Source organism: Streptomyces sp. CNH287 (assembly GCF_000424825.1).
Map to the genome: position 1 here is coordinate 108401 of NZ_KE384251.1, position 12737 is coordinate 121137.

The following is a 12737-nucleotide window of genomic DNA, read 5'->3' on the forward strand; positions in this document are numbered from 1 at the left end:
GGGGCCGGGGACTGGCGGCCCTACGGAATGGGGGGAGGAAGACGATGAGCGAGCCCGAATCCGGCGAACCGCCCGCAGGCCTGCGGCTGACCACCGCGGAGTGGGGCATGTGGCAGGCGTTCCGCAACGGCAGCGCGCACGACCTGCGCAGCGGCGAGGCGGAGCTGGACGATCCGAACGGCGAGCACGCCTGGGGGCCGCAGCGCTCGGTGCGCGCCCGGGTCATCGCCCTGCTGCTGCTGCACGGGCCGCCGCCCCTGCTGGGCCGGGTCGCCGCGCTGCACCTGACCGGGGCGTACATCACCGGCAAGCTGAACCTCTCCGGCGGGGCCATCGAGCCCTACTTCGAGCTGCGGCACTGCCGCTTCGAGCACGAGATGCTGATGCCGGAGGCGCATCTGACCACCGCCCGGATGATCAACTGCTATCTGCCCCGGCTGGAGGCCGCGCGGGTGCACACCGAGGGCGATCTGCACCTGGCCCGGTGCAGCATCCCGGACGGCATCCGGCTCACCGACGCCTCCATCGGCACCGACCTGCTCCTCAACGAGGCGACCGTCGGCAGCGGGCGCCGTATCCGCGCCATCGCCGCCGACGGCCTCCAGGTCTCGCAGGAGCTCCAGGCCAGCCTGCTGGTGACGGACGGCGAGGTGAGCCTGCGCGGGGCGACGGTGGGCGGCTCGCTGTTCATGTACGGCAGCGTGCTGCGCAACCCCCACGGCCGGTACGCGCTGCACGCCCCGCAGCTGACCGTCGACCAGTCCGCGCACTTCGCCGACGCCGAGCCGGACCGGGCCCGCCTCATCCAGGGCACCACCCCGCCCACCGGCACCCAGAACCCGTTCTCCCCGTCCGGTGTCTCGCGGCACCGCACCAAGCGCTTCGAGTGCACGGGCGGCGTCAAGCTGGACGACGGCAGGTTCGGCGGCGCGCTCGTGCTGGACAACGCGCGCTTCCGCCTGGAGCGCGACCAGGAGCTGTCGCTGCGCCGTATCACCACCCCGGAGCTGTGCTTCACCTCGCAGGCGCCCGAGCGGGGCGTCGTGGTGCTCTCGGGCGCGACGGTGGAGAACCTGGTGGACAAGGTGGGCAGCTGGCCCCGGGACGAGCGGCTGTGGATGGCGGGCTTCAGCTACCAACAGCTGATCCACCGCGGCCATTTCTCGCTCCAGCAGCGGCTGCAGTGGCTGGCCACCGCCACCCCCGAGTACTCCCCCGGGCCGTACGAGCAGCTGTCCGCCGTCTACCGCAACAGCGGCGAGGACGCGGACGCGCGTGCCGTCCTGCTGGAGAAGCACCGCAGGCGCCGCGAGACGCTGCCGCTGGCGGGCAAGCTGTGGGGCTACCTCCAGGACTGGACGGTCGCCTACGGCTACCGGCCCGGCCGGGCGGCGCTGTGGATGGCGCTCATCTGGGCCTCCGGCGCGCTCTTCTTCACCGAGCAGCCGCCGCCCCCGCTCAAGGAGGACGAGGCGCCGCAGTGGAACGCATCGCTGTACGCGCTCGATCTGCTGCTGCCCGTGATCAGCTTCGGCCACGACGCGGCCTGGAGCCCGCGCGGCTGGAACCAGTGGGTGGCGGCCGTGATGATCCTGCTGGGCTGGGTCCTGGCGACGACGGTCGCGGCGGGTGCCACGCGGCTGCTGCGGCGCCAGTGACACGGCCGCCGCGCGGCGCGCCCCGCGCCGCCGGGACGCGCTGCGGGCACCGGTGGTCGGCGGGCGGCGCCGGATGCGGGCCTTGAGGCTTTAGGCTTACCGGTTGTGACCACCGCGCTTCCGCTCTTCCCGCTCAACTCGGTGCTGTTCCCGGGCCTCGTGCTGCCGCTGAACATCTTCGAGCAGCGGTACCGCGCGCTCATGCGCGACCTGCTCGCCCTGCCCGAGGACGCCCCGCGCCGGTTCGGCGTGGTGGCCATCCGCGACGGGCGGGAGGTGGCCCCCACGGGCGCCGGGCTGCCCGAGGCGGCGCCCCCGGCCGGTGCCGACCCCACGGCGGGCTTCGGCAGCGACCCGATCAAGTCCTTCTACACGGTGGGCTGTGTCGCGGATGCCTCCACCATCCGCCCGCGCCCGGGCGGTTCGGCGGGCGACGACGAGCCGGAGCCGGGCGGGCGCGGAGGCACCGGCGGCCAGGCCGAGGGGTTCGGCGATCCGGAGGGCGGCGCGGACACCGACGACAGCGCCGGATACGAGGTGCTGGCCACCGGCACCACCCGCTTCCGGCTGCTGTCCGTGGACGCGAGCGGCCCGTACCTGATCGGCGAGGTGGAGGAGCTGCCCGAGGAGCGGGGCGAGGGCGCGGGGGCGCTGGCCTCCGGCGTGCTGCGGGCCTTCCGCTCGTACCAGAAGCGGCTGGCGAGCGCGCGCGAGCGGACGCTGGCGGCCGGGCAGGAGCTGCCGGACGACCCGTCCGTGGTCTCCTACCTGGTGGCCGCCGCGACGGTGCTGGACACCCCGGCCAAGCAGCGGCTGCTCCAGGCGCCGGACACCGCGACGCGGCTCGCGGAGGAGCTGAAAGTCCTTCGCCGGGAGGCCGCGGTCATCGGTAAGCTCCCGTCGCTGCCCGCGGCCGAGTTGACCCGCGGGCCGACCAGCCCCAACTGATACGGGGCACCGACCTGGCCGAGGTGCGATGGCGAAGAAGAAGCAGGGACGGCGGCAGCAGTCGGCGGCGACACCGGCGACGGTCGCCGCCGCAGAGGCCGGGGTGGATTTCACCACCCACCAGTACACCCATGACCCGGCCGCCGCCTCGTACGGCGAGGAGGCCGCCGAGGCGCTGGGGGTCTCCCCCGACCAGGTGTTCAAGACCCTGGTGGCCGAAGTGGACGGGGGCCTGGCCGTGGCCGTGGTACCGGTCTCCGCCTCGCTCGACCTCAAGGCGCTCGCCACGGCGCTCGGCGGCAAACGGGCGGTGATGGCCGACCCCGCCGCCGCCGAGCGCACCACGGGCTACGTACGCGGGGGCATCTCCCCGCTGGGGCAGCGCAAGCGGCTGCCCACCGTGCTGGACGCGTCCGCCGCCGGCCACGCCACGGTCTGCGTCTCGGCGGGGCGCCGGGGCCTGGAGATCGAACTCGCCCCGGTGGACCTGGTCGCGCTCACGGACGCGAAAAGCGCGCCGATCGCCCGGCGCTGAACGCCCACGTCCCGTACAGCACGTGTGTGCGGCTACGGAGAAGGTACGGGCCGCACCGTACGGACCGGTGCGGCCTACCAGCCCGCCGGAGGCGGGGGCAGCACGGGCTGCGGGGGCGGCTCCGGGTCGGACTCGCCGAAGATCGCCATGACCAGCAGGTGCACCAGCAGCGCGGCGAACGGGAAGACGCACAGCACCCCCTTGGCCTCCAGCTTCAGCGGCGCGTCGAAGACCTCGCCCTTCCCCGCCTCCCTGGCGTGCGCCACCAGGTCGCCGGTCGGGCCGAACCAGACGCCGAAGCGCCAGGCCAGCAGCGCGCCCAGGAAACCGCCGAGCGCGATGCCGACCACCAGGCCGACCCCGCCCCGGCGCCGCAGCCAGAACACGCCCGCGCCCGCGAGCGCGCCCAGGGCCAGGGACAGCAGCACGAAGGTGCCCTCGGCGCCGATGGCCTCCTCCCCCTCCGGGTTCTGGAGGAAGACGGCGCTGCCGTTCGAGATCAGCGGCACCCGGGGCGCCAGCCAGAGCCACAGGAGGCCGAGCACCGCGCCCAGCACGGTCAGCACGAGCACGGCCAGCGCAGCGTCGCGCAGCTCCTCCTGCGGCTCGACGGTGTAGAGCGGCGGAGGGCCGACGGCACCGCCGCCGTACTTCGGGCCGTAGGGCACGGGCCCGGCGCCGCCCGGGGCCACCGGAGCGGTCGGCGGGCGGTGCGCCCAGGGGTCCTGCTGCTGCGGCTGGTCACTGTCAGGTGACGGGGGTGTCGGTGCGGTCACCCCGACATCGTGCCAGGCGCGGACGGGTGCGCGGGACGGGACGGCGCCGGGGCACGCCGCCGCACCCCGGGGGCGGGCCGGTCAGGGCTACAGGCCGGGGATACGGCCGTTGCGGAAAAGGTCGACAAAGATCTGGTGGTCGCGGCGCGCACAGGCGCCGTAGGTGTGCGCGAAGTCGACCAGCAGCTCCGGGAAGGAGTCCTCGTCCCCCGCGATGACGGCGTCGATGGCGCGCTCGGTGGAGAAGGGGACCAGCGAGTGGCCGCTCTCGTCGTCGGCCGCCGAGTGCATCGTCGCCGTCGCCCGGCCCAGGTCCGCGACGACCTGCGCGATCTCCTCGGGGCTGTCCAGGTCGGACCAGTCCAGGTCCACCGCGTACGGCGAGACCTCGGCGACCAGCTGGCCCGCGCCGTCCAGCTCCGTCCAGCCCAGCCACGGGTCCGCGTGCGCCTGGAGGGCGCGCTGCGAGATCACCGTGCGGTGGCCGCCGTGCCGGAAGTAGTCCCGGATGGCGGGGTCGGTGATGTGCCGGGAGACGGCGGAGGTCTGCCCCTGCTTCATGTAGATGACGAGGTCGTTCTCCAGGGCGTCGCTGTGCCCCTCCAGCAGGATGTTGTACGACGGGAGCCCCGCGCTGCCGATGCCGATGCCGCGGCGGCCCACCACGTCCTTGACCCGGTAGGCGTCCGGCCGGATGTGGGTCGCGCCGGGGAGGGTGTCGAGATAGCCGTCGAAGGCGTCCAGCACCTTGTAGCGGGTGGCGGCGTCCAGATCGATGGTCCCGCTGCCGGGCGCGAAGCGGCGCTCCCAGTCCCGGATCTCCGTCATGCCGTCCAGCAGCCCGAAGCGGGTGTTGGCACGGGCCGCACGCAGCGCGGCGAGCACCGGGCCCTCCGCGGTGTCGAGGGTGAGCGAGGGCGCCTCGTCGTCCTTGGCGCCGGTGGCCAGCGCGTGGACACGCTCCCGGTAGGCGGTGGCGTACGTCCGCACCAGGCCGCTGATCTGCTGGTCGCTGAGCGCCTTGGTGTACCCCAGCAGCGCGACGGAGGCGGCGAACCGCTTCAGATCCCAGGTGAAGGGGCCGACGAAGGCCTCGTCGAAGTCGTTCACGTTGAAGGTGAGGCGGCCGTTCGCGTCCATGTACGTGCCGAAGTTCTCGGCGTGCAGATCGCCGTGAATCCACACCCGGCCGGTCCGGTCGTCCAGGAAGGGACCGCCGTGCTTCTCGGCGTCGAGGTCGGCGTAGAAGAGGCAGGCCGTACCGCGGTAGAAGGCGAACGCGGACGCGGCCATCTTCCGGAACTTCACCTGGAACGCGGCCGGATCGGCGGCCAGCAGCTCTCCGAACGCGGTCCCGAACACCTCCAGAATCCGCTCACCACGCGCTTCGGCCGAGCCGCCCTGCTCCATTGCCATGAAGTTCCCCTTCTGCTGTCCGTCGCAACTCTCCAACGCGCGAGCGTACGCCTGCGTGCCCTTTTGCCTGCGCTCGGTTCGCCGCCGGGCGGCGAACCGAGCGCAGCAAAAAAGCTTAGACTTCCCACTCGCCCCAGAAGTCCCGCGCCGGAGGTGGCCCGCCCCGTGACCGAGCAGCCGTTCACTCATCTGCATGTGCACACTCAGTATTCGCTGCTGGACGGTGCGGCACGCCTGAAGGACATGTTCGAGGCCTGTGGCGAGATGGGCATGTCGCACATCGCGATGACCGACCACGGCAACCTGCACGGGGCGTACGACTTCTTCCACCAGGCGCAGCGCGCCGGAGTCACTCCGGTGATGGGCATCGAGGCGTACCTGGCGCCCGACTCGCGCCGGAACACCCGGCCGGTGAAGTGGGGCACCCCGCACCAGAAGCGGGACGACGTCTCGGGTAACGGCGCGTACACGCACATGACGATGTGGGCCCGGAACAGCACCGGCCTGCACAACCTCTTCCGCGCCCAGTCGCGCGCCAGCCTGGAGGGTTTCTTCCGCAAACCGCGAATGGACAAGGAGCTGCTGGCCGAGTGTGCCGAGGGGCTGATGGCCACCACCGGCTGCCCGTCCGGCGAGGTGAGCACCCGCATCCGGCTCGGGCAGATGGACGAGGCGCTGCGGGCCGCCGGTGAGTATCAGGACATCTTCGGCAAGGAGAACTTCTTCGTCGAGCTGATGGACCACGGCATCGACATCGACAAGCGCGCGCGGGACGGTCTGGAGGAGATCGCCCGGAAGCTGGACGCGCCTTTCGTGGTCACCAACGACTCGCACTACACCTACGAGAGCGAAGCCTCCGCGCACGACACGCTGCTGTGCATCCAGACCGGCAACAACCTCTCCAACCCGGACCGCTTCAAGTTCGACGGCGCGGGCTACTACCTCAAGTCGGCCGCCGAGATGTACGCGATCGACTCCTCGGAGGCCTGGCAGCAGGGCTGCCGCAACACCCAGCTGCTGATCGCCGAGCGGGTCGACACGGCGGGCATGTTCGAGACCCGGAACCTGATGCCGCGCTTCGAGGTGCCCGAGGGGTACACGGAGGTGACCTGGTTCAAGGAGGAGGTCGCGCGCGGCATGGCCCGCCGCTATCCCTCGGGCATCCCCGAGGACCGCCAGCGGCAGGCGGACTACGAGATGGACATCATCGTCGAGATGGGGTTCCCCGGGTACTTCCTGGTGGTCGCCGACTTCATCATGTGGGCGAAGAACAACGGCATCGCGGTCGGCCCGGGGCGCGGTTCGGCGGCGGGCTCCATCGTGTCGTACGCGATGGGCATCACCGACCTCGACCCGATCGTCCACGGACTGATCTTCGAGCGGTTCCTCAATCCCGAGCGCGTCTCGATGCCCGATGTCGACATCGACTTCGACGAGCGCAGGCGCGGCGACGTCATCCGCTACGTCACCGAGAAGTACGGCGCCGACAAGGTCGCCATGATCGGCACCTACGGCACCATCAAGGCCAAGAACGCCATCAAGGACGCCTCCCGGGTACTGGGTTACCCGTACGCGATGGGCGACCGGATCACCAAGGCGATGCCCGCCGACGTCCTGGGCAAGGGCATCCCGCTCTCCGGCATCACCGACAAGAACCACCCGCGCTACAGCGAGGCGGGCGAGGTCCGGGGGATGTACGAGAACGAGCCGGACGTCACCAAGGTGATCGACGCCGCCATGGGCATCGAGGGCCTGGTGCGGCAGATGGGCGTGCACGCGGCAGGCGTGATCATGTCCAGCGAGAAGCTGATCGACCACGTGCCCGTCTTCTCCCCGAAGAACGACGGCGTCGTCGTCACCCAGTGGGACTACCCGAGCTGTGAGGCGCTCGGCCTGCTGAAGATGGACTTCCTGGGTCTGCGCAACCTCACGATCATGGATGACGCGGTCAAGCTCATCAAGAAGAACAAGGGCGTGGAGCTGACCCTCCTGGACCTCACGCTGGACGACCCGAAGACCTTCGAGCTGCTGTGCCGGGGCGACACGCTGGGCGTCTTCCAGTTCGACGGCGGCCCGATGCGCTCCCTGCTGCGCCTGATGAAGCCGGACAACTTCGAGGACATCTCCGCCGTCTCGGCCCTCTACCGGCCGGGCCCGATGGGCATGAACTCGCACATCAACTACGCGCTCCGCAAGAACGGCCAGCAGGAGATCACCCCGATCCACCCGGAGCTGGAGGAGCCGCTCAAGGAGGTTCTGGGGATCACCTACGGCCTGATCGTGTACCAGGAGCAGGTGCAGAAGGCCGCCCAGGTGCTCGCCGGGTACACGCTGGGCCAGGCCGACCTGCTGCGGCGGGCGATGGGCAAGAAGAAGAAAGAAGTCCTGGACGCGGAGTTCGTCAACTTCCAGAAGGGCGCCCGCGACAAGAGCTACTCGGACGAGGCGATCCAGGCGGTCTGGGACGTGCTGGTGCCGTTCGCCGGGTACGCGTTCAACAAGGCGCACTCCTCGGCGTACGGGCTGGTCACCTACTGGACGGCCTACCTCAAGGCGAACTACCCGGCCGAGTACATGGCCGCCCTGCTGACCTCCGTGCGGGACGACAAGGACAAGTCGGCGGTCTACCTCAACGAGTGCCGCAAGATGGGCATCAAGGTGCTGCCGCCGGACGTCAACGAGTCCGACGCCAACTTCACGCCGCGCGGTGACGACACCATCGTCTTCGGCCTCACCGCCGTGCGCAACGTCGGGCAGAACGTCGTGGACTCGATCGTGCGGTCCCGCAAGGCCAAGGGCGCGTACGCCTCCTTCCCCGACTTCCTCGACAAGGTCGAGGCCGTCGTGTGCAACAAGCGCACGGTGGAGTCCCTCATCAAGGCCGGCGCCTTCGACGAACTGGGGCACACCCGCAAGGGGCTCACCGCGCACTTCGAGCCGATGATCGACAACGTCGTCGCGGTCAAGCGCAAGGAGGCCGAGGGCCAGTTCGACCTCTTCGGCGGCATGGGCGACGAGACCGAGGAGGACAAGCCCGCCTTCGGACTGGACGTCGAGTTCTCCGACATCGAGTGGGAGAAGACCTACCTGCTCGCGCAGGAGCGGGAGATGCTCGGCCTCTACGTCTCCGACCACCCGCTCTTCGGCCTGGAGCACGTGCTCAACGACAAGGCGGACGCGGCGATCTCGGCGCTGACCGGGGGCGACTACTCCGACGGCTCGATCGTCACCATCGGCGGCATCATCTCCGGTCTCCAGCGCAAGATGACCAAACAGGGCAACGCCTGGGCCATCGCCACCGTCGAGGACCTCGCCGGGTCCATCGACTGCATGTTCTTCCCCGCCACCTACCAGCTCGTCTCCACCCAGCTCGTCGAGGACACCGTCGTCTTCGTCAAGGGACGCCTCGACAAACGCGAGGACATCCCCCGCCTCGTCGCCATGGAACTCATGGTCCCCGACCTGAGCGAGGCCTCGGCCAACGCCCCGGTGACGATCACCATCCCGACGGTGAAGGTCACCCCGCCCCTGGTGGAGAAGCTGGGCGAGGTGCTCACCCACCACCGGGGGGCCACCGAGGTCCGGGTGCGCCTCCAGGGCAGCCGCAGCACCACATTGCTGCGGCTGGACCGGCACCGGGTGACCGTCGACCCCGCGCTCTTCGGCGACCTGAAGCAGCTGCTCGGCCCGGCCTGCCTCACCGGCTGAGCCCGGCGCCGGACTGCGGCGGCACGGCGGGTACGGCGGCACGGCGGCACGGCACGGCACGGCGGTAATCCGGTGTCGCCGGCCGGGCCGCGCCGCATAGCCTCCCGGCCATGACCACGCCCCTGCCGTACCGCTACTCCTGGCTCGACTTCAACTCACCGCTCTCCGACGCCCGGGCGGACAGCATCGTCGCGCGGCTCGCCCGCGCCTCGCCCGCCACCGTGCTCGATCTCGGCTGCGGCTGGGGTGAGCTGCTGCTGCGCGTGCTGGCCGCACTCCCCCGGGCCAGGGGCACCGGCATCGAGGCGGACGCGGACCACCTCGCCCGCGCGCGGGGCAACGCCGCTGCGCGCGGCCTCGCCGACCGGGCCGACTTCGTCCAGGGGCGGGTCGCCGACGTGGCGCGCGGCCCCGCCGATCTCGCTCTCTGCGTGGGGTCGAGCCACGTCTTCGGGGACGCCGCGCCCGCCGAGCAGACGGCCGTGGCGCTGCACACCCTGCGCGAGCTGGTGCCCACCGGCGGCCGGGTGCTCTTCGGCGACGGCATCTGGCAGCGCCCGCCCACCCCGGCCGATCTCGCGGCGATGTGGCCGGGCACGACCGCCGACGAGTTCACCGGGCTGACCGGCCTGGTCGAGCGCGCCGGCGCCGCGGGCTTCCGGCCGCTGTGGATCGAGACGGCCGGTCTCGACGAGTGGGAACGGTTCGAGTCCGGCTACCTCGCCGCCCGCGAGGAGTGGCTCGCCGCGCACCGGGACCATCCGGAGGCGGACGCCGTACGGGCCGAGGTGGACGCGCACCGGGCCGTCGCGCTGGGCTGCCGCGGCCTGTTCGGCTTCGCCTTCCTCACCCTCGTGGCGCACTGACGCGCCCGGGTCACGGCTTGCGCGAGACGCTCGCGTAGATGCTGATGTCGGCGTCCGTGACGTCGTGGATGTCCTGGTAGCGGGTCCGGTCGAGGTCGTCCATACGGGCGAGGGCCGCCGCGTCGATGCCGCCCCCCGCGGCGATCCGCCGCTCCGTGTCCGCGGAGTGGTCGGGCCGCCACAGGTGCACCGGGACGAGGCCGGGCTCGATCAGCTCCATGCCGTTGGCCGCGTGGAACTCCACGACCCTGGCGGCCGGGCGGAAGACGAAGACGAGCCCGCGCTCGCGCATCGACTTCCCCATCCGGGTGATGCCCTCGGGGTTCAGGTCGGCCGTGAGGTGGCTCAGCACCAGGTGGCTCCCGGACGGCAGGGCGGCCAGCAGCTCGGCCACCACGTCGTACGCCACCTCGTCCTCGACGAAGTGCAGGATCGCGGCCATCACCAGTCCCACCGGCCGGTCGAAGTCCAGCGTCCGTGCCGCCTCGCGCAGGATGGTGGCCGGGTCGCGCAGGTCGGCCTCGATGTAGTCGGTCCGGCCCGCGGGGTCACCGGCGAGCAGGACGCGTGCGTGGGTGAGGACCACCGGGTCGTTGTCGACGTAGACGATGCGCGCCTCGGGTGCGATCCGCTGCGCGATCTGGTGCACGTTCTCCTGGGTGGGCAGACCGGTGCCGATGTCGAGGAACTGCCGGAGGCCCGCCTCCTTGGCCAGGTAGGCCACGGCCCGGCGCAGGAAGGCGCGGTTGTGCCGGATGTCCAGGTAGCCGCGCGGGTTCAGGGCGAGCCCGGCCCTGGCTGCCTCGGCGTCGGCCGGATAGTGGTCCTTGCCGCCGAGGAAGACGTCGTAGACCCGGGCCGGGTGGGGTCTGCTGGTGTCGATCCGTCTGCCCAGCCGCTCGGCGGTGTCGTGGCTCGGCGTCTGGAGGTGCGGAGCGTCGTCGCTCATCGGGCGGTCCCTGAGGCTCGATTGTCCGGACGGAGCCCCAACTTAGCCGCTGGGCGCGGGTGTTGGCGGGTGAACCGACCCGCTCCGCCCCCGCGCGGCCGACGGGTACCGGCGAGGGGCACGGGGGCGGGCGGCGGTCAGTTGTGACCGAAGCTCTTCTTCTTGCCCTTGTGCGCCACGCTCGACGGGCCGACCTCCGACTTCATCTCCTCGGTCTGGCCTTCGGCGGCCGCGCTCCGGGACTGCTGCGCGTCGCGCTCGGCCGAGGAGCGCTGGTGCGGTTTGCGTTCGCGGTTCTTGTTCTTGGCCATGGTCATCCTCCTGCGGGGGCTGTGAACGGTGAGGCCGAATTCAGCCTTGCACAAGGGGATAAACAGCGCATGTCGGGCAATTACCATGAGTAAGAGCATTCTCCCGAGCCCGCCACGCCGATGATCGAGTCCGCACAGTTAACACTCGTACGGTCGGGCAGACTCTCGGGAAACGTCCTGCGAGAGAAGGTGGAACGTGGACCGCTGCGTCGTCCTGGTGGACGCCGGATATCTACTGGGCGCCGCTGCGAGTCTGCTGGCCGGGGAGCCGACGCGTTCCCGGATCAGCGTGGATCACGCGGCGCTGATCCAGGCGCTGCGCGAGCGCGCCGAAGGCGACACGGAGTGCGCGCTGCTGCGCATCTACTGGTTCGACGGCGCCCCGGACCGCGTGCCGCAGCCGGAGCACCGCAGGCTGCGCGTCATGCCGCGGGTCACCGTACGCCTGGGCGCCCTCACCCGCAGCGAGGGCCGCTGGGCGCAGAAGGGCGTCGACGCCGCGATGCACGCGGAGCTGACCGAGCTGGCCCGCAACCGCGCCTGTTCGGACATCGTGCTCGTCACCGGCGACGGGGACCTGCTGCCGGGGCTGATGTCCGCCAAGGAGCACGGCGTCGCGGTCCACCTGTGGGCGGTGCAGGCCGCCGACGGCGACTACAACCAGTCCGAGGACCTGGTCGCCGAGGCGGACGAGCGGCGGGTGCTCGACCGCGCGTGGATCACCCGCGCCGTACGCGCGAAGGAGCCGGGCGGGCAGTGCGCCCCGCAGCCCGCGCCCCGGCCGGAGATCGCGGCGATCCTCTCCGCACCGCTGCCGGAGGCCGCCAAGAACGGCGCCGGGCCGCCCGCCTCCGGCACCGGGGCGCAGGGTGAGCACACCGCCGAGGACGAGCACGACCGCGAGCGCGACGGCGGCCCGGCGGCCGGCACCGAGCCCGGCGAGGCCGCCTCCGGGCAGTCGCAGCCCGGGCGAGGTGAAGGCCTGGCGGCGGTGCCCACCCCGAAGGACCTCGCCGGGCTCGGCCGCCCGGCCGCCTCACCGACCCCCGCCCCGCAGCCCGCGGCCACGCTGCGCTGGTCCTCCGACCGGGGCTGGGTGGAGCGGGCCGGGTCCACCGGCGAGTCGCCGGAGATCGCCGCGCTGCCGATGCTGGCGCAGCTGACCACGGCGGAGCAGCGCTGGGCGGACCGCGAGGAGGACATCACCGCCGTCAGCGGCGACCCGTTCGAGGTCGGCCAGGTCTTCGCCCGCCGCTGGATCGACCGGCTGGCCACGCCCGCCCACCTCCAGCACCTCTCCGGCGAGTACCCGCGCATCCCGCACCGGATCGACGGCGAACTGCTGCGCTACGCCGCCCGGTTCGGCCTGCTGGCGCACAAGGACGACCAGATCGACGAGCACGACCGCTACGCGATCCGGGCGGGCTTCTGGCGCGAGGTCGACGCCCTGACCAACACCGAGCGGGCCGCGGCACAGGAGTAGGAGGTGTCCGCACCACGGCGCCGCACCTCCGGCGGGCGGACGGCGCCGCGGTGCGGACACCTCCCGAGCCCCTTCGCCCGCCCCCTG

General features: G+C 71.8%; 10 protein-coding genes. 6 read left to right on the forward strand and 4 right to left on the reverse strand.

Going from position 1 to position 12737, the window contains the following annotated elements:
* The first annotated feature begins 44 nt into the window (after positions 1 to 44).
* The 3 genes from H299_RS0124160 (at position 45) to ybaK (ending at position 3141) form a co-directional block, all read left to right on the forward strand.
* Positions 45 to 1658 (forward strand): hypothetical protein, encoded by a 1614-nt coding sequence (locus tag H299_RS0124160; RefSeq protein WP_027750502.1) that lies wholly within the window; start codon positions 45 to 47, stop codon positions 1656 to 1658.
* Positions 1659 to 1763: 105 nt separating this feature from the next.
* The gene (locus tag H299_RS0124165; protein WP_027750503.1) at positions 1764 to 2606 is read left to right on the forward strand and encodes an LON peptidase substrate-binding domain-containing protein; all 843 of its coding nucleotides are present in this window, start codon (positions 1764 to 1766) and stop codon (positions 2604 to 2606) included.
* Positions 2607 to 2634: 28 nt separating this feature from the next.
* Complete coding sequence (ybaK, locus tag H299_RS0124170) at positions 2635 to 3141, forward strand: Cys-tRNA(Pro) deacylase (RefSeq protein WP_027750504.1); 507 nt, start codon at positions 2635 to 2637, stop codon at positions 3139 to 3141.
* A 74-nt stretch (positions 3142 to 3215) separates the two neighbouring features.
* Here ybaK and H299_RS36010 read toward each other — a convergent pair whose 3' ends face one another.
* On the reverse strand, positions 3216 to 3917 hold the full coding sequence (locus tag H299_RS36010; protein ID WP_051262799.1) for a hypothetical protein: 702 nt from the start codon (positions 3915 to 3917) through the stop codon (positions 3216 to 3218).
* A gap of 87 nt (positions 3918 to 4004) precedes the next feature.
* The gene (locus H299_RS0124180; RefSeq protein ID WP_486587445.1) at positions 4005 to 5327 is read right to left on the reverse strand and encodes a DUF2252 domain-containing protein; all 1323 of its coding nucleotides are present in this window, start codon (positions 5325 to 5327) and stop codon (positions 4005 to 4007) included.
* Between the two features lie 171 nt (positions 5328 to 5498).
* Here H299_RS0124180 and dnaE point away from each other — a divergent pair, with 171 nt between their 5' ends.
* Positions 5499 to 9041, forward strand: coding sequence for a DNA polymerase III subunit alpha (gene dnaE, locus H299_RS0124185; protein ID WP_027750506.1), 3543 nt, complete (start codon positions 5499 to 5501; stop codon positions 9039 to 9041).
* A 110-nt stretch (positions 9042 to 9151) separates the two neighbouring features.
* A complete protein-coding gene (locus tag H299_RS0124190) occupies positions 9152 to 9907 on the forward strand; it encodes a class I SAM-dependent methyltransferase (protein ID WP_027750507.1) in 756 nt (251 codons plus the stop codon).
* Positions 9908 to 9917: 10 nt separating this feature from the next.
* Here the strand turns inward: H299_RS0124190 and H299_RS0124195 are convergent, their stop codons facing one another.
* Both H299_RS0124195 and H299_RS40015 read right to left on the reverse strand, forming a co-directional pair.
* Positions 9918 to 10856, reverse strand: coding sequence for an SAM-dependent methyltransferase (locus H299_RS0124195; RefSeq protein WP_027750508.1), 939 nt, complete (start codon positions 10854 to 10856; stop codon positions 9918 to 9920).
* Between the two features lie 137 nt (positions 10857 to 10993).
* Positions 10994 to 11167 carry a hypothetical protein gene (locus tag H299_RS40015; protein ID WP_199782499.1) on the reverse strand — a complete coding sequence of 58 codons (174 nt, stop codon included), beginning with the start codon at positions 11165 to 11167 and terminating at the stop codon, positions 10994 to 10996.
* 196 nt (positions 11168 to 11363) lie between these two features.
* Between H299_RS40015 and H299_RS0124205 the strand changes: the two genes are divergently transcribed.
* Positions 11364 to 12650 carry an NYN domain-containing protein gene (locus H299_RS0124205; RefSeq protein ID WP_027750509.1) on the forward strand — a complete coding sequence of 429 codons (1287 nt, stop codon included), beginning with the start codon at positions 11364 to 11366 and terminating at the stop codon, positions 12648 to 12650.
* Positions 12651 to 12737 lie beyond the last annotated feature (87 nt).

Coding starts and splice junctions, on each gene's coding strand:
- H299_RS0124160 (WP_027750502.1), top strand. CDS start 45: ATGAGCGAGCCCGAATCCGGCGAACCGCCCGCAGGCCTGCGGCTGACC.
- H299_RS0124195 (WP_027750508.1), bottom strand. CDS start 10,856: ATGAGCGACGACGCTCCGCACCTCCAGACGCCGAGCCACGACACCGCC.
- H299_RS40015 (WP_199782499.1), bottom strand. CDS start 11,167: ATGGCCAAGAACAAGAACCGCGAACGCAAACCGCACCAGCGCTCCTCG.
- ybaK (WP_027750504.1), top strand. CDS start 2,635: ATGGCGAAGAAGAAGCAGGGACGGCGGCAGCAGTCGGCGGCGACACCG.
- H299_RS0124190 (WP_027750507.1), top strand. CDS start 9,152: ATGACCACGCCCCTGCCGTACCGCTACTCCTGGCTCGACTTCAACTCA.
- H299_RS0124180 (WP_486587445.1), bottom strand. CDS start 5,327: ATGGAGCAGGGCGGCTCGGCCGAAGCGCGTGGTGAGCGGATTCTGGAG.